This is a genomic window from Terasakiella sp. (genome assembly GCF_048267425.1).
Taxonomy (GTDB): Bacteria; Pseudomonadota; Alphaproteobacteria; order Rhodospirillales; family Terasakiellaceae; genus Terasakiella.
The window spans coordinates 222,911-239,387 of sequence record NZ_JBLWXN010000002.1 but is presented as its reverse complement, the minus strand read 5'-3'; the positions used below and the strand labels follow the sequence as shown (position 1 = coordinate 239,387).

14 protein-coding genes are annotated in these 16,477 nt (G+C 47.7%); 8 read left to right on the top strand and 6 right to left on the bottom strand.

Translation table 11 applies throughout. The annotated features are described in order from the left end of the window. Window positions 1–26 precede the first annotated feature (26 nt). Window positions 27–1,724, top strand: coding sequence for a hypothetical protein (locus ACN0VA_RS04335; protein ID WP_417819956.1), 1,698 nt, complete (start codon window positions 27–29; stop codon window positions 1,722–1,724). Between the two features lie 214 nt (window positions 1,725–1,938). After that, window positions 1,939–2,868, top strand: a complete 930-nt coding sequence (locus ACN0VA_RS04330; RefSeq protein ID WP_417819955.1) for an exopolyphosphatase — start codon at window positions 1,939–1,941, stop codon at window positions 2,866–2,868. Window positions 2,869–2,939: 71 nt separating this feature from the next. Here the strand turns inward: ACN0VA_RS04330 and ACN0VA_RS04325 are convergent, their stop codons facing one another. From ACN0VA_RS04325 to ACN0VA_RS04315, 3 genes are read right to left on the bottom strand one after another with little or no spacing between them, the layout of a single operon-like run. After that, on the bottom strand, window positions 2,940–3,416 hold the full coding sequence (locus ACN0VA_RS04325; protein WP_417819954.1) for a hemerythrin domain-containing protein: 477 nt from the start codon (window positions 3,414–3,416) through the stop codon (window positions 2,940–2,942). Next, a complete protein-coding gene (locus tag ACN0VA_RS04320) occupies window positions 3,413–4,672 on the bottom strand; it encodes a hypothetical protein (RefSeq protein WP_417819953.1) in 1,260 nt (419 codons plus the stop codon). Before ACN0VA_RS04320 ends, ACN0VA_RS04325 begins: the two co-directional genes overlap by 4 nt. Beyond that, the gene (locus tag ACN0VA_RS04315; RefSeq protein WP_417819952.1) at window positions 4,669–4,992 is read right to left on the bottom strand and encodes a DUF2249 domain-containing protein; all 324 of its coding nucleotides are present in this window, start codon (window positions 4,990–4,992) and stop codon (window positions 4,669–4,671) included. Before ACN0VA_RS04315 ends, ACN0VA_RS04320 begins: the two co-directional genes overlap by 4 nt. Window positions 4,993–5,252: 260 nt before the next feature. Between ACN0VA_RS04315 and ACN0VA_RS04310 the strand changes: the two genes are divergently transcribed. Continuing rightward, on the top strand, window positions 5,253–6,215 hold the full coding sequence (locus tag ACN0VA_RS04310) for a diguanylate cyclase domain-containing protein (RefSeq protein WP_417819951.1): 963 nt from the start codon (window positions 5,253–5,255) through the stop codon (window positions 6,213–6,215). Here the strand turns inward: ACN0VA_RS04310 and ACN0VA_RS04305 are convergent. From ACN0VA_RS04305 to ACN0VA_RS04295, 3 genes are all read right to left on the bottom strand, one after another. Continuing rightward, on the bottom strand, window positions 6,212–7,042 hold the full coding sequence (locus ACN0VA_RS04305; protein WP_417819950.1) for a lysophospholipid acyltransferase family protein: 831 nt from the start codon (window positions 7,040–7,042) through the stop codon (window positions 6,212–6,214). The two genes, ACN0VA_RS04310 and ACN0VA_RS04305, sit on opposite strands and share 4 nt — an antisense overlap. After that, on the bottom strand, window positions 7,039–7,842 hold the full coding sequence (locus ACN0VA_RS04300; protein WP_417819949.1) for a GNAT family N-acetyltransferase: 804 nt from the start codon (window positions 7,840–7,842) through the stop codon (window positions 7,039–7,041). Before ACN0VA_RS04300 ends, ACN0VA_RS04305 begins: the two co-directional genes overlap by 4 nt. Window positions 7,843–7,965: 123 nt before the next feature. After that, window positions 7,966–9,930: an alkaline phosphatase family protein gene (locus ACN0VA_RS04295; RefSeq protein WP_417819948.1), complete on the bottom strand. Its 1,965-nt coding sequence runs from the start codon at window positions 9,928–9,930 to the stop codon at window positions 7,966–7,968. Between the two features lie 131 nt (window positions 9,931–10,061). Between ACN0VA_RS04295 and ACN0VA_RS04290 the strand changes: the two genes are divergently transcribed. The 5 genes from ACN0VA_RS04290 to ACN0VA_RS04270 all read left to right on the top strand — a co-directional run bounded on the left by ACN0VA_RS04290 (window position 10,062) and on the right by ACN0VA_RS04270 (window position 16,404). Beyond that, a complete protein-coding gene (locus tag ACN0VA_RS04290) occupies window positions 10,062–11,780 on the top strand; it encodes a sensor histidine kinase (RefSeq protein WP_417819947.1) in 1,719 nt (572 codons plus the stop codon). A 5-nt stretch (window positions 11,781–11,785) separates the two neighbouring features. After that, window positions 11,786–13,132: a sigma-54-dependent transcriptional regulator gene (locus ACN0VA_RS04285; protein ID WP_417819946.1), complete on the top strand. Its 1,347-nt coding sequence runs from the start codon at window positions 11,786–11,788 to the stop codon at window positions 13,130–13,132. 135 nt (window positions 13,133–13,267) lie between these two features. Beyond that, complete coding sequence (locus ACN0VA_RS04280) at window positions 13,268–14,272, top strand: C4-dicarboxylate TRAP transporter substrate-binding protein (protein WP_417819945.1); 1,005 nt, start codon at window positions 13,268–13,270, stop codon at window positions 14,270–14,272. An 84-nt stretch (window positions 14,273–14,356) separates the two neighbouring features. After that, entirely contained in the window at window positions 14,357–14,989 is a 633-nt protein-coding gene (locus ACN0VA_RS04275) for a TRAP transporter small permease subunit (protein WP_417819944.1), read from the top strand. 11 nt (window positions 14,990–15,000) lie between these two features. Then, window positions 15,001–16,404, top strand: coding sequence for a TRAP transporter large permease (locus ACN0VA_RS04270; protein ID WP_417819943.1), 1,404 nt, complete (start codon window positions 15,001–15,003; stop codon window positions 16,402–16,404). Window positions 16,405–16,477 lie beyond the last annotated feature (73 nt).

Below are 16,477 nucleotides of genomic sequence, written 5' to 3'. Positions count from 1 at the left end.
AACGAGAAAGAAATTCGAATAAGAAAATGGCAGGACATACAAAATACGAGATACGTCTAAGCGATCAGGATCGCTGGTTTGTTGAAAAAGTCTTTCAAGATCAGAAAATGGCGGAAAGGCTCTATACAGATTATGCTGAAGACGATAATAGCGAATATGACGGGGTTCAACTGGTGCGCGTATGGACCCGCGCCGATAAGATGGAAGTCGAAAAGGTCGTTAAGGAACAGCGACTAACCCGACGAAACATCCCTGTACGCTTGGCAAATATTGACGAAGCCGCCCCTTGTGCACATCGTGATGATTATCTTGGGCTGAATGCACGTATCACCATGAGCCGATTGTTGCGCAATTTGTTTGACCGTGAAGGCACGATTGCGTCTGAGCTTTTATATAACCATGACAAAGCAAAACGATTTATGGCGGGTGATCTGGTATCGCCGGCAATTGATCGGGTGTCTACGTTGCAGGCGCGCGACAGCGGACTGGATTCTCGCAAACGCCGCGATGATATCTTTGTCGAAATTCAGGCCATCATGGATGATGTGGAGAAAATCTGCAAAACCAAGGCTTATAAATCTTTTGAAAGTAAAGATTTAAATAAAGTCGTAGAGACAGCGAATGCTATTGGAAAGCCAATGGCGTTGCCTGCGGTGATGTGTAAGGTTTTGGTGCAATATCGCAGTGTTGAGGCAAAGCTCCAGCAAGTGTTGGAGTGGCTGGAAAGCGATCAGGGCGAAGAACTGGAATACGAACTGGATGGCCTGATTGCAGAAATCATGTCTTCGGCAACTTTGATACAGGATATGCTTGGCCCACAGCGAAATCTCGCGTGCGCCTTGTCAACTTTGCTGGATTGGGTGGATGGCAAAGCTGTCAAGGGGACAGGGGCGTGTGCGGAAGCTGTGGAAGCCTTCTGCCGTTTGTTCAGTCAAGACAGATTGATGCAAACACGCGACATTCTGTTTGATTTTATTATCCGCCAATTGGCAGGCAAGCAACCGCTGTCGCGTAATGATCCGGCGATGGAAGAAAAAGAATTTTTACGTCTTTTCTCACGCCTGACACTGCCTTGTGGCATGACGGGCGGGGCTGAAATGGCGGAAGCTTTGTCCCGACGCTATGGTCGGAGCCTAAAACAAGGTGGTGAGAGCGGTGAGCGTATGTCGATTAAATGGTTGATCGAAATGCTCCCGGATGGGGCAAGCTGCTTGCCTTATTTAATTGCATTACGGGATGCGCCGCTTGGGAATGCCCACCCGGATGTCGTAAAACAAAGCATGTCTCAATTATGCAATATGGCGCGTACGGTTGGCGATTTTTGTGCAGATGACCTTTCTGCAAAAGAAAAGCTGGTTTGTTTGAAAGACCTTCATGTGTTGGTGGAAGAATCGACATTGGACGAAAGCGAACAAAAGATGATTTTGTCGACTTTGGACCGTCTGGTGGAAAAATATCTGATGGATACCAAACTCATTGATAAGCTGGATAATCCGCAAGCGGCTTTACGAGATCGTGCGATCCGCATGGTGCAGTTTTGTGGCTCTGGCGTATTATGGGAACATGGGCATGCGATGGCGCTAGCGCGCAAACGCGTGGTGGACCACCTGAAGGGAAAGAGTTTTATTGAAAAGTTTACGGAAGGCGAAAACGACCCGGTCCAAAAAGAGATTATGATCCGGGATTTTTACCGGATGATGGCAGAGGCAGGTTTTAAAAGTTAAGCCAAATGTAGGCGCAATTGTTGAGTTGCTAATTTATCAGGCTTTTTTTTAGTGTTATGCATTGCGCTCTTGCGCGCTCTCTGGCAAATTTGGCGTTATAGGTTTTAGAGCCAAATTATTCTAATATTGTGTACAAATACAATTTTAGAACTTAAACTATTGGCAGCATGGCGAGAATTTCGCATAAGAATGAATATGATTAGGAGCTGAAAACATGACTGATCAAAAGTATCGCCTCGTCACGCGAGCTGACTTTGACGGTGTAGTTTCAGGTACGTTGCTTCTCGAACTTGGAATGGTCGATGACATTGTATTTGCCGAACCGAAAGAGATTCAGGATGGGCAATTTACAGTTAGTGAAAACGACATTCTGACCAATCTTCCTTATGTGGAAAAAGCGCACTTAAGCCTTGATCACCATTTTAGTGAAGTGGAACGTGTCGGTGGACATGACAATTTGGTCATTGATGCGAACGCACCATCTGCAGCGCGCGTGGTCTATAACCATTTTGGTGGCGCACAGGCTTTTCCGAAAATCAGTACAGATATGCTGGCGGCTGTTGATAAGGCGGATGCAGCACAATATAACGAAGAAGATATTCTGGCACCGGGCCCTTGGGTCCTGCTGAACTTTATTCTGGATCCCCGTACCGGTCTTGACCGTGTAGGAAAATTTGCCGTTTCGCACGAGCAGTTTATGAAAGATATGATGGTTTATTGCCGTCATCATCCGGTTGAAGAAATTTTAAAAATTCCTGACGTTGAAGAACGTTTGCATCTGTATTCCCTGCATGAAGAAAAATTTGAAAATCAGATCAAGAGAAGTACCGAGGTTCACAATAACCTTGTGGTCTTTGATCTACGCAAGGAAACGGAAAGCTATGCGGGCAACCGTTTTACAATTTATGCTCTGTATCCCCAATGCAATATCTCCATTCAAGTCATTCCGGAAATTGAACCCGGCAAATGTTTGCTGGCCTGCGGGAAGTCTATTTTGGATCGGAGTTCACAAACCAATGTGGGCAGCCTGATGCTTAAATATGGCGGCGGTGGACATAAACAAGTGGGCACGTGCCGCGTTGAAAACGATCAGGTTGATCAGGTCTTGTCGGAATTGGTTGCACAAATTACCGCAGACGGCTGATTGCGGACATTTGATGAATAATAAAAAACACCCTGCAAGAAAATTTTGCAGGGTGTTTTTTTGTCAAAAGATTAAGAACCCTTTTTATAAAGCTCAATAAGCGGGGCTTCTTGTTCAGGTGTGAATAAGGAATTGATTGCGTTGATCAAGCCCATTTCTTCCTTTTGAATATGGAATGTTTCGTGACCGATAAAGTCGAAACTGAGTTCCTGAAAACTTTGCCAGCTTTGATCATCAAAACCATTTTCAATGGCTTTTTGTGCCATTGCCGATAATTCTTGAGCAATCGGGCGGATCATTTGATGTTCCCCAGCCAACATATTGGCCATGAAATCAGCCCCGTTCATGCGTAATATCGGGAAAAGGTGTTCTTCTTCAAACGCATAATGTTCCGTAATATCGCTTTGCGCCACATCAATTAAATCGGTAAGCAGACCTTTGATCTGTTCAATATCGTTCGGTTTGTTTTTACCACGCCAGCCGTCTAGCTCATCCAGTACGGTCAGGGTACGTTGGTGTTCTTCATGTAAGATTTGCGAGAGTCTCATTTTTTCATTTTCTCCAAACTCAGACGTTTGCGTTTTATGGCAATAATTAAAAAGGTTAAAAAGGATAGCCCTGAAGCAAGGCCGATTAAGCTACCAAATTGTAATAAAAAAGCGTTATCCATTATGACGGCCAACCCGGTGACCCCCACTGCAGCGATATGCAAAGGACCGATGATGCGAGTTAGGTTTTCCGCGGCCAGCTTACTCGGCAATTCCGGCATGCCTGTCTGACGGGCGATTTGCATCGACAGCAGGAAGGGAACAATGCGTTGTAAAATGCCGATAATAAAGGATACCAACCATCCAAGTACGGCGACGAGAATGCTGAGTTCCGTTATGTTGGCCTTATTGTCTGTCCATTGTGCCCCGATCACCAAAAGAAGGCTGAGTGGCAACATGATCCAACTGAAGCGAATGATGGTCCATTCCGGTCCTAAACGGGTGCGAATGCGCCCTTTTAAGATCGTAAACATTTCATAGATATGGATCAGCGCTGATATAAGCGCGACGATCGGTGCAATTTTAAAGAAGCCGCCAACCCACAAGAGTAAAGACGTTAAGGCGACCAACAGCCCCAATATCGCAAGTTGATCATTGGTTTTATCACTGACGCTGAGCATGGGGACCATGATCCGGCTGAAACCGAAAACAATGAGCCCCATAAAGCCATAGAGGGCGAGCCCAGCATGAACCAAACGCGGATTTGGCATATTAAATGAAATCAGGCCAGCCCAGTTCAAAATCATGGCCGCCCCAAGCGCGGCGGCCAGTAACAGACACAATGCACCGACCAAAACATGGTTGCGAACAAGCTTAAGGCTGGACGATCTTATCAGGAGACGGGTGAGCATGAGCGCATAAAGAAGGGCGCTGAGACACAGGAGCGCTGCACCCCAGGAGGCGATAAGAGGGCGGTAATGGGCAAATCCCCCCAATGTAATGCCGATCCCGCTGAGCAAAAGAACAAGAAGCAAGATCACGCCGACCGGCTTGTTCATGGCCGCACCACTGGCCACAGGGAGCATTTGCATGGATGCACCGAAGGCCGTGGTCAGAACAACACCGATGGTGAAGGTATGCAGGGCTGCCAAAACGGGGCCAAACCCACCTTGGAAACTAGCGATATTTTCGGCCTGAAAGAACAGAAGTATCCAGCCAAGCGGCAAGCAGGCCAGCGAGACAAAGAAAAAGGAAAGGGGGATCCATTCCGGCAGCAGACGTTGTTCCGCACCGAAAGGTACGCCAGCGCCCATCATGGTTTTTGGCCTTCACGATATATTCTTAAACGAATGCCTTGATCGTTCTGTTCCACAACGTCCCAAACCCATGCTTCTTCTTGTAAGTGAGAGAAAAGATGCATCGGCATTTTAGGGTAATATCCTTCGAAATATTGACCGGGGCTTAAGCGGTCTAGAATTTTCAATGTGGCGACCAAAGGCGTTGGTGCAGATTGATGGCGAAGATCAATCTGAACACAATTTGATGTAATTTTGATCAGGTCTGATAGTTCCGGCAAGTTCCAGTCTTTAGGGATTTTGCCGTCGCAAGGACCGTTTTCGTTGTGTAGGCTCATCATGGAAAACATATGCCCGACTTGATTTATATTCTCATTGATCCCGGTCAATCATAAGGCGCGTATGGCGTATGATGACTGAAAGGGACGAACAAAATTTATAGCTAAAAAGGGTTGAAGTTCATTTTTTAATGTAATCAATAGATGTGCTGTTTGATTGAATTTCTTGTGGTGATCACGTACGATGTGAAAATAAAAAAGAAATCAGGGTGCGATCAGTAGACAAGATCACAAAAGCACTTTCTTTTGACAGGGGAAATAAATTGAAAAAGCATTCTAGCGAACATCAGTTCGCTATTCGTCTAATGGAGCATCTAGTTGTTCCAACTTTTGTGTTGGATCCACAAGGTAAGGTACTCATTTGGAATAAAGCGTGTGAACGCCTTACAAACGTTATGGCATGCGAGGTGATTGGAACCCGGGATCATTGGCGGGCTTTTTATGAAGAACCCCGTGTATGTCTTGCCGATCTGGTGCGCGAAGGACGCATGGATGCGATTGAACAACACTATAGCGCAGCGAGCTTTAAGAAAGATGTATATGACGGTGTGCGTGCTGAAAACTGGTGCGTTATGCCTTGTGCGGAAAAACGTTTATATCTGGCGATTAATTGCGGTCCCATATTTGATGATGACGGTAATATGATCGCCATTGTGGAAACGTTACGCGATATGACGGAACAAAAACGTGCAGAGCAAGCATTGCAAAGTCTGGCTCATAAAGATGGTTTGACCGGATTGGCGAATCGTCGTTCTTTCGATATTTCACTGGAAGCGGATATTTTGCACGCGCGCCGGGAAAATGAACCCCTGTCACTTTTGCTGTGTGATGTGGATCATTTCAAAGGATATAACGATGGATACGGTCATCAACAAGGTGATGAGTGTCTAAAGCGGATCGCTGAAACGATAGGGAAACAGGCCTATCGGGCAAGTGATCTCGCCGCCCGATATGGCGGAGAGGAATTTGCAATGATCATCCCGAACTCTGATAGCGAAGGGGCCAAACGGGTAGGGGAACGTATCCGTCAGTCGATTTATGATCTGAATTTGGAACATAAATATAATCCGGGCGGACAACGGGTGACAATCAGCGTGGGCGGGATTTCCTTGGTGCCTGATGAAAAATGTGAAGCTGCACAGATTATCGAACGCGCAGATCAGGCACTTTATCGGGCAAAACAACAAGGACGTAATCAAGTCTGTGTCGATACCGCCAGTGATTAGGTGAAGGCGATTTCCTTGTGTTCCAGTGATACCTCGGGACATTCGGGTGGTGGCGTCACCAAATTAGAAAGGCCGTTAGATGTTCGGTTCTGCGCCCATTGTGCGAGTGCTTTGCGGTCTTTAAAATCAGCCGCCAAGGCCGGGGCATGAAAAATAACATCGACTTCAACACCCCCCAGACAAAAGACATCCCATAAATGTGGGGCCAATGTCATATCGCCATACCAGGCAAAATAATCCCGCTCGGTATTGTTTAAAGGTTGGTGGTGGCGTGTCCGGCAAAAGGCAAGTGTGACGGGTTGGACCAGACATGTTTCGCGCAAGTCGTTTTCCATCACCATTTCGAACAAGGCGCTTTTATAAGGCAAAACTTTGTTGCCGGGCGAACTGGTGCCTTCGGGGAAGATCATCAAGCGCTCACCACTTAAAATCCGTTGTTTGAGTTTGACTTTTTGTTTACGTGCTTTCGAAGGCTTGCGTTCAATAAAGGCGGTTTGCGCAATTTGTGCCAGAAACCCGAACAAGGGCCAGTCGGCAACTTCGGCCTTGGCGACAAAGGTCACATCCAGACAGGAGGCTATAATCGGGATATCCAGGTAAGAAACATGGTTTCCAGCCAGCAATACTCTTTTATTTTGAGACGGTTTACCATAGCAGGTGACTTTCATACCGATAAGCGCACAGACCCCACGATGCCAAAGTTGCACCATTGGGCGGCGAACATGGCGCCCAAGGCAAAAGATCAGCAAGTAGGGAGGGACCAACAAAAGGGTCCACCCCAAAAAGGCAATCGTGCGTATTATGCCGCGCAAAAAAGATTTTTTCATGTGTTGGCCTGATTGGATACACTTGCCGCGTCTTGCAGGTAGTGACGTTGGTAACGACCCGTCACATTGTCCGTTTCGACCAACAGACATACATCGACTGTATTGAATTGATGATCAATAACCCCACCATTGCCGATCACGCCGCCGACACGCAGGTAACCTTTAATGAGCGGGGGCATTTCACGCAAAGCTTGGCGGCTGTCGATTTGTTTTTTCTTGAGCAGTTTTAAATCTACATAACGGCTATCCAATGCCTTGGGTGACCATTCATCAGGTGCACTGTGATGGTGGTGCAGATATGATAACGCCGATGCCATTGCTTTGGTATCTGTGCCGGGAAAGCTTGCGCATCCGAACATCAGTGAAATTTTATAATCGGTAATGTATTCCGCAATGCCACGCCATAAAAGCTGCATAACGGCTTTACCGCGATAATCGGGATCGACACAAGAACGTCCCAACTCAACAATTTCACCTTGATAATTTTCAAGGCGGGAGAGATCGAATTCATCAGCCGAATAGAAACCTTCATGGCGTTGGGCAACGCTGCGGCGAAGTAGGCGATAGGTGCCGACAACACATTCTTCGCCAGCGGCTTCTTTGGTTTTATCAATAACCAGCAAATGATCACAATAATCGTCAAAACGATCAAAATCACGTTTCGCTGCGGCAACTTCAGGATCGGGAACAGCGCCCATACCGTCAAAAAAGACGCGGTAGCGCAGGCGTTGAGCGGCTTCCAAATCGTCGGCGTTGCGCGCAAGTCGGACATCAAGGTTCGTTTCTGTCTGGTTCGTCATTGTTTTCTTCACTGCTCGTTGAACACTGCCCGTCAGGGTAGGTTAAAGATTGGTTCAGCAGTGTTTCACTGGCGTGAAGCTTTCGTGACTTTCAGATTTAGGATTTATGACGTCCGCGCCGATTTATTGCCAACGGGAATGATTTTCCATGCGATCAAATCCGACAAACTGTCCATCGGCCAGAAGTTGACGAAAACGACAAGGGCGCCCGTCTTTGTCCAGTTCGACCAGACCTACCCCGGCGGCATCCAGCAAGCGACGCCCATCGGCATGTCCTTCGGGTTTACGTGGGATAATGCGCATACGTTTGCGCTTGGTAAACCAGTTTAAGGGGGAGCGGGGAGAATAAAGCCAACGATTGATGATATCCAGAACATCCAGCAACTTTTTAGGAAACTCGTTCTTAAAACCACTGCTGGTGACTTGCCAGATATCCGGGCCCCCTTTTCGTCCGCGCAGTTCTACATCATAGACAAAGGAATAATGAACATCGCCGGATAAAATAACAAAGGTGTGTGGTGTTTTTGTATGCATGAAAACATTGAGAATGGAATTAGCCGTTCCCGGGTGTGCCATCCAGTTTTCGGCGTCCACCAGTAAAGGTTTCCCAAACCAAGTGAAAATACGCTGGATCGTTTCAATCAATTTGACCCCATAGATTGGCGCGGGCGAAACCAGCAAAACACTGTCTTTGCCATAAAGTTGTTCTTGTAGATCCCCAACGGCTTCCCAATCCAGCAGCCCAGATGGTTTGACCATAGAACTTTCCGAACGCCAACGCCGTGTGCGTGTATCAATGACAATCAGGGGCGGTTCTGTTTTCCACTGATATTCCCATCCTTCAAATTTTAAAAGATGGTCAATGAAGTTGATATGGTCTTCGTCTCCCGGGGCATCCAATGCGGTGTGCAGATCTTTTATAAAGCGTGTGTCAAATTTATCCGGGTTGTTTCCCCATCCCTGACAGATGAAATAAGCCGACAGACTGTTGCCGATCATGCGTTTGGAAAAGGGGTGATTGTAAACCGCCTCTTCCCATTGACGGTTCAGGTTCCAGTCATCGGTGACATCATGGTCATCAAAGATCATAGCAACAGGTAAATGGGCCATCAGACGGCGCACCTGTGGCAAACCTTCGACAAAGCGGTCGAGAATTTTCTTTTCATCCGCAAATAATTTTTGATTTTCAACGGATAGACCAGCGGGACAATCCATCTGTGCAACGCGCCAGAGAACAGGCGACCAGACCATCAGATACATCAGCAGGTTTTCATGCAGGGTCATTAGATGGTTGTGCGCGGTATCGGTGGTGAAAACCGGTTTGCGTACACCACCGAACAGAATATCCAACAGATCACGATTGGCTTCGACCTGTGGTAAAATAGCTGTTCGATCATAATAACTGCTTCTGTGCTGATAAAGTTCATCAGACGTTTCTATTGGGGGGACACTTAGGCCTTCGAACGTTTCTGCAGGCAGGTCCAGTTGATCAATGACGCTATGAATGGCGCGTAACATGGGGCCGGCTACGTCATCGGCATAGATTTGATCCCCTGACATGATCAGGGCTGATGGCCATGCGGGCAGATTTTCATCTTTATCTGTATTGTTTTCAAGAAGCTTGCCCAGCAGGCTGTCGGCGGCTACCAAGCCATCGCCACTGTCATGGTGGGGCTTACGGCAAGATCCATGCAAAATGCTTCCAACCTTGGACGGTAACAAGAAGCCCAGCTTATTATGGGTGGGATAGAGGAGATCAGGACTGATCTCCGTGATATCTTGCCAAATCTCACTATCTTGTGTTTTCACGCAAAGGGTATAATCAATCCAGCAATCGCGGGGCAAGGCGTCGTTAAAGGACAGATCAATCAACAGGATGTGTAACTTTTTACCGCATTTTAGTTGGTGAATGTTTATGTCTTGGGATGATGGGGAAAATTCGGCAAGTATGTTGTCTTGTTCAAAAAACTGGATTTTCACATCGGCTTCGACGCTGAGTGCGAGCCAAAGGGCCAACCGTTTCGGTTCTGCGCGGCGCAAGATTGGTCCGGCAAGAACAGGTGGTAAAGTCGTTTGGGCTGCGCTCATTGAAAATATCCGAATAAGAAATTGATTTTTATGAGGGTAGGAAGGCTTTTATACCCTGTCAATGACGCATTGTTTGTCTAACGGATTGGATTGATTTATCATCCGCGCACGCAAACGAATTGGAAAAAGAAATGCGCCCACGCTTTTTATTGTTGTTTATTGTCGGTTTGGCCGTCCTGTCTTATGGCATGTATTATGTTTCTTTTTCCTATTTTAAATCAGAAGAAATCAGAAAAGCCAGTGGGCGGCTGTCTCTGTATAAAAGCTCGTTGCTGAGCGAGATTGAACGCTTCGTTTACTTCCCCTTTGTGCTATCGCAAGACCCATATGTGATTTCGGCCCTGTCTGGTGAGGGAGTCGATCGGCTGAATAAAAGATTGGCGAAATTTGCCGATCAATCGGGGGTAGAGGCCATCTATTTAATGGATACGACCGGATTAACGGTGTCGTCTTCAAACTATGCCAGCAAGACCAGCTACATCGGGCAAAATTATGCCTTTCGTCCCTATTTCAAAGAAGCCCTAGTTGGAAATCATAGCGAATTTTATGGTATTGGGGCGACGACCAAATTGCCCGGTTTGTTTATTTCTGAACCTGTGCGCGATGTTCAGGGGCAGGTCATTGGTGTGATCGCACTGAAACTGAATTTTGGGCAGTTGGAAAATTTATGGATTGATTCCGATGAACAAGTTTTGCTGGGCAATAAAGACAGTGTGATCTTGTTATCGTCCAAGCCGAACTGGCGTTATCGGGCCATGTTTCCGATATCGGAAAAACGCAGGCAGGAAATTCAGGAAGAACGTCAATTTGCAAATGAGCCATTAAATGAATTGAACTGGCGTATTTGGAATGAAAATCAAGTCATGGTCGAAGGTAACTATTTCCTTTTGGTGACGGAGGAAATGGATAGCCGAAATTGGACGCTTTACTTTTTTGCCAGTCAGGACCCGGTGCAGGAAAAAACATGGCTGACCTTGATTTCGGCCTTTGTCATTCTGACGATTGTGTTTGCGGTTGTTCAGTTTCGCCGCACGGTACGTATCGGTGCAGCCTTGCGCGAATCACAAGCTGATTCTGCGGCAATGCGCGAAGCCAATAGACGTCTGGCTGTAGAAATCGAAGAACGTAAAGCCGCGGAAAAACGTTTAAAAACAACACAAAACGAATTGGCGCGTGCCAGTCGTCTGGCGGCATTGGGGCAATTGGCGGTGTCGGTAACGCATGAATTGGGGCAACCCTTGGCGGCGATGCGTAATTATTTAACGGCGGCTGAGATGTCGCCAAATCCACCGGCCACGCGTTTTATGCAGAAGATGACCGGCCTTGCCCTGCGTATGGAAAATATTACCAAGCAGCTTAAGTTTTTTGCCAAGCCGGGGTCGGAAACTTTTGAGGCTGTCGATATGCGCGATGTTCTGAAAGGGGCTGAAGAATTATTACAACCGGATTTTGTCAGCAATGCGATTCATTATAAGAGAATTGTGCCCAATACGGCGGTGATGGTGCATGCCAATCGTTTGCGTTTGGAACAGGTTTTGACCAACTTGATGCGAAATGCCTTAAATGCGATGGAGGCAGGCGAGGAACGGCTCTTAACGGTTCAGCTTAGTATTGAAAACGCACAAGCCTGTGTGGACGTTTTTGATACAGGTGCCGGGTTGGGCAAGGCGACATTGGAAGAATTGCAAGAACCCTTTGTGACCACGCGGGCTTCGGGTGAAGGTTTAGGGCTGGGGCTTGCCATTTCCAGTGAAATTGTGAAAGAACATGGGGGCCGTATGGCCGCGCGCAATCGTCAAATCAAGGGGGCTGCGTTTCGAATTGAATTGCCCTTGTGGGCGGAGGATTAAAAACAATGGTCGATGCAAATCCGACGTATACCCTTGTCATTGTCGATGATGACCGCGAAATGCGTGATTCTTTAACTCATCTGTTTGAATCGGTGGGCTGGCAATGTGAAAATTATGCCCGCGCAGAATTGTTTTGTGAAAAAGTCAGGGACATCAGCCCGGATGTGATTATCAGTGATGTGCGCATGCCCGGTATGGATGGGCTTGCTTTACTGGATTATATGCAAACCAAGGAAGACGCGGCCCCCGTTGTTTTGATTTCCGCACATGGTGATATTCCGATGGCGGTAGGTGCCATGCAAAAAGGGGCTTACAGTTTTCTGGAAAAGCCGTTTGATCCGCGTCGTTTGTTGACTGTGGCCCGCCATGCGGCCGAACAGCATCGTATGGGGCAGGATACGGAACGCTTGAAAGCCCGGCTTGCGATGTTATCGGGATTGGATCGTATTTTAATTGGGCAAACTGATGAGATTAAGATCCTGCGCGAAGATGTTCTGGATTATGCCGACCTGGAGGCGCCTGCCATGATTTTAGGCGAAACAGGTACCGGCAAAGAAGTCGTTGCCCGTGCTTTACATGATCTGAGTGGGCGCGCAAAAGGGCCGTTTACCGTCTTGAACTGTGCCACGATTTTAGAAGAAAATTTTGAAAGCAGTATGTTTGGCGAAGTTGGGCAGGTGAAAGGTATGCTGGCGGCAAGCGACGGGGGCACCTTGTTTCTGGATGAAGTCGCCACCTGCCCCCTAGCCATTCAAGCCAAATTGTTGCGTGTGATCGAAACGCGCGAATTTATGCCGATTGGGGCGGACAAGTCGGTGCCTGTTGATATTCGGATTGTGTCGGCCTCCAACGAGGATATGGAGGCAGCGGTCGCACAAGGGCGTTTTCGGTCTGATTTGTTGTATCGTTTGAATACGTTGATGTTAAATTTGCCGACCTTGCGCGAACGGCGTTCAGATATCGTGATGTTGTTTTCTCATTTTTTAAACGAATACAGTACAGTTTATGAAATCAGCACACCGGAATTAAGCGCTGATGATGTTTCGGCCTTGATGACGCATGAATGGCCGGGGAATGTGCGTGAATTACGCCATGTTGCCGAACGTCGCATTTTGGCAGCCCGTCGTGGGCGCGGTAGTGTGGGCGAAGCGATCCATTCCAGCCATGATGTCGAAGAAGTCCCCGATACCTTGCGTGAAGCGGTTGCCGCCTTTGAACGTGAACTGGTTGCCAAAGCCATTCGCACACATAAAGGCAAGATGGATGCGGTTGCGGAAAGTTTAGGAATTGGACGACGCACGTTAAATGAAAAAATCGTCAAGCTGGGGTTGGATAAGAACGCCTTGCTGTAACCCGTTTGGTCCTTTGCGGATTTCCGCGTACAGGAAGTTTACAAGCCTGCGGTTTTCTTCATGCGTATTTTTTGCCGGATTTATTATCTTATTTCCCGAGACATCTGGAGGATGTTCATTTTGGGAGATTATTTTATGAAGAAAATTCTTGGCAAATTATGCCTGACTGCTGTTGCTCTTTCTTTTGCCGGTGAGGCAATGGCGACAGAATGGAACGTGTCCTTGTGGGGCAAACGCCGCGCGTTTACGGAACATGTTGAAAAAATCGCTGAATTGGTCGACAAGAAAACCAACGGTGAATTCAAACTCAATATTTCTTACGGCGGCCTGTCTAAAAACAAAGAAAACCTTGATGGTATTTCTATTGGCGCGTTTGAAATGGCACAATTCTGCGCGGGTTATCACCGTGATAAAAACCCGTCTTTGACCGTTGCGGAACTGCCGTTCTTGGGTGTGTCTACCTTGGATCAGGAACGTCGACTGTCTGAAGAACTTTACAAACATCCGGCTGTTGTCAAAGATCTGGCGCGCTGGAATGCAACCTTGTTGATGCCCTCACCGATGCCGCAATATAACATTGCCGGTCTGGGTGATACACCGAAATCACTGGATGATTTTAAAGGCCTTGCTGTTCGCGCAACTGGCGGGATCGGTCAAGCCATGAAGGCCGTTGGTGCCGTTCCGACATCCATGTCGGCTTCTGAAGTGCGTCAAGCCCTTGATGGCGGCGTTATTAAAGCCGTTGCCTTTGCACAACACGCCCATATGGCATTCGGTGTTGTTGAAAAAGCAACGTGGTGGACGACAAACCTGAACCCCGGCACAATTAACTGCCCGGTTGTTGTCAATACAGATGCGTTGAATGGCCTGAAACCGGCTTATCGTGATGCGTTGCTCGGTTCTGTTGATGAAGCACTCGATTACTATGTCGACAACTACAACAACAAAACTATGAAACGTTGGGATCCGTTGTTGAAAGAACGCGGTATCGAGAAAGTCACTTTCTCTGACCAAGCGATTGCAGACTTGAAAAAAGCCGTTGCCACTCCTGCTGCAGATCAGTGGATTAAGGACAATGCTGCCAAAGGGCTCCCCGCTCAAGAACTGTATGACTTCTTTACTGGCATGATCAATAAGTAAGTCAAACAGCTTGAGATCAAGCGAGAGGGGGCGTCATCGACCCGGACGTCCCCTTTTTTCGCAACTTTTTTTAAGGAGGAGATCATGGCTGGGAACGCAAACGTACTCACAGATGATAGCCTGTTGAGCCTTTTAGACCAAAAGCTGAATGAGATTGGGAAATTTTTAGCCCTGATCAGCGGTCTGGCTGTTTTTTCATTAATGATTTTGGCGGTGTTATCCGTCAGTGGGCGTAACTTTTTCAATCATCCTTTACCGGGATATATTGACTGGATTGAACAGGCGATGCCCCTGATTGCTTTTATGGGGATTTCCTATACACAGCGAAACGGCGGTCATATTCGTATGGATATGGTTGTCGGTAAGTTGAAAGGCCGCGCCCTTTATGCGGCAGAGTTGGTAACGACTATTGCGATTTTGGTTCTGATGATGCTCATCGTTTGGGGCAGTTGGGAACATTTCCAACGTAGTTTTGATTTTAGCGCACCGATGTGGAGCCGCGATAGCTCAATGGATATCGGTATTCCATTATGGCCGGCAAAATTATTGGCGCCGGTGGCTTTTTCGGTTTTATGTCTGCAACTGATTGTTCAGGCGTGGGGCTTTACCAGTGCATTGATCAGCGGAACCAATGAACCCGTTGCAGTGCCTTTGATTGAAGATGTGGCAGCGCAGGCAAATAACGAAGCCAGTCACTTAACCGGTCACGATGACTAAAGGAAAAGATCATGGAACCTATTGAAATTGGCTTGATCGTTTCTGGCGGTCTGCTGGTATTTGTTGTGCTGGGGATGCGGGTGGCTTTTGCCGCCGGTCTTGCGGGGCTTGTCGGCCTTATCTGGATTTTCTGGGCGAAAAAAGGATACGATCCTGAAGCCTTTATGTGGGCGTTGGGAATTGCGGCCAAAATTGCCGGTCAGGTGCCCCATTCCAAGGTGGCAAATCAGGCCTTGTCCCTTATTCCGACATTTATTCTTATCGGTTATCTGGCCTACTATGCCGGATTGACCAAAGCATTGTTTGAGGCTGCAAAACGTTGGATTGCGTGGGTGCCGGGCGGTTTGGCCGTTGCGACCGTCTTTGCGACAGCCGGTTTTGCGGCTGTGTCTGGTGCATCAATTGCCACCTCGGCGGTGTTTGCCCGAATAGCCATTCCTGAAATGTTGAAGATCGGCTATGACAAAAAATTCGCCGCCGGTGTGGTGGCGGCAGGGGGCACGCTTGCCTCTTTGATCCCGCCGTCGGCCATTCTGGTTATTTATGCGATTATCGTCGAACAGGATGTGGGTAAGTTGCTGCTGGCAGGCTTTATTCCCGGGGCGTTCTCTGCCTTCATCTATGGCGGATTGATCATCGGTATGGCCTTAACGATAAAAGGGTTTGGCCCGCCGGTATCGGGTTATACGTGGAAAGAACGCTTTGCGTCTTTGCCTCCGTCGTTACCGATTGTTTTTGTTGTCTTCATCATTGTTGTCTTTATCTACAACCCGTTTGGCGGCGATGCATGGGGGACACCGACAGAAGGCGGTGCACTGGGTGCGTTTGTTGTTTTCTGCATGGCTGTGTTTAAAGGCATGCGCTGGGCGGAATTGAAAGATGCCTTGCTGGAAAGTGCGAAACTGTCTGTGATGATCTTTACGATTATCTGGGGCGTTCTGATTTATGTGCGCTTCCTCGGGTTTGCGGACTTGCCCGGTGCGTTTTCCGATTGGGTGACCTCGCTTGATTATTCGCCCATGTTGATCCTGATTATGATCCTGTTGGCTTATGCCGTACTGGGGATGTTCATGGATGCGATTGGCATGTTGCTGTTGACCTTGCCTGTGGTCTATCCGGCGGTTATGGCATTGAATGGTGGCGAAGCTGTGAGTGCAGCAGAAAGTACATTTGGGATGTCTGGTCCCATGTGTGCGGTCTGGTTCGGTATTCTGGTTGTGAAAATGGCAGAATTCTGTCTGATTACACCGCCGATCGGCTTGAACTGCTTTGTGGTTGCCGGTGTGCGTGACGATCTCAGTGTTCAGGATGTTTTCCGTGGTGTGGCACCGTTTTTCGTTGCCGATGCGATTACCATCGGGTTGCTGATCGCATTCCCGGCGATTGTAATCTGGCTGCCCAGTTTGGCTGGATAAGGGAATTTACGTTATAAAAAAGCCACCTCGAGGTTTGAGGTGGCTTTTTTTATGCGATGATTAAGTTGAGTTC

What these genes read in the sequence shown, in the direction of transcription:
- ACN0VA_RS04335 (WP_417819956.1), top strand. Translation starts at nt 27, where the DNA reads ATGGCAGGACATACAAAATACGAGATACGTCTAAGCGATCAGGATCGC.
- ACN0VA_RS04330 (WP_417819955.1), top strand. Translation starts at nt 1,939, where the DNA reads ATGACTGATCAAAAGTATCGCCTCGTCACGCGAGCTGACTTTGACGGT.
- ACN0VA_RS04325 (WP_417819954.1), bottom strand. Translation starts at nt 3,416, where the DNA reads ATGAGACTCTCGCAAATCTTACATGAAGAACACCAACGTACCCTGACC.
- ACN0VA_RS04320 (WP_417819953.1), bottom strand. Translation starts at nt 4,672, where the DNA reads ATGATGGGCGCTGGCGTACCTTTCGGTGCGGAACAACGTCTGCTGCCG.
- ACN0VA_RS04315 (WP_417819952.1), bottom strand. Translation starts at nt 4,992, where the DNA reads ATGATGAGCCTACACAACGAAAACGGTCCTTGCGACGGCAAAATCCCT.
- ACN0VA_RS04305 (WP_417819950.1), bottom strand. Translation starts at nt 7,042, where the DNA reads ATGAAAAAATCTTTTTTGCGCGGCATAATACGCACGATTGCCTTTTTG.
- ACN0VA_RS04300 (WP_417819949.1), bottom strand. Translation starts at nt 7,842, where the DNA reads ATGACGAACCAGACAGAAACGAACCTTGATGTCCGACTTGCGCGCAAC.
- ACN0VA_RS04295 (WP_417819948.1), bottom strand. Translation starts at nt 9,930, where the DNA reads ATGAGCGCAGCCCAAACGACTTTACCACCTGTTCTTGCCGGACCAATC.
- ACN0VA_RS04290 (WP_417819947.1), top strand. Translation starts at nt 10,062, where the DNA reads ATGCGCCCACGCTTTTTATTGTTGTTTATTGTCGGTTTGGCCGTCCTG.
- ACN0VA_RS04285 (WP_417819946.1), top strand. Translation starts at nt 11,786, where the DNA reads ATGGTCGATGCAAATCCGACGTATACCCTTGTCATTGTCGATGATGAC.
- ACN0VA_RS04280 (WP_417819945.1), top strand. Translation starts at nt 13,268, where the DNA reads ATGAAGAAAATTCTTGGCAAATTATGCCTGACTGCTGTTGCTCTTTCT.
- ACN0VA_RS04275 (WP_417819944.1), top strand. Translation starts at nt 14,357, where the DNA reads ATGGCTGGGAACGCAAACGTACTCACAGATGATAGCCTGTTGAGCCTT.
- ACN0VA_RS04270 (WP_417819943.1), top strand. Translation starts at nt 15,001, where the DNA reads ATGGAACCTATTGAAATTGGCTTGATCGTTTCTGGCGGTCTGCTGGTA.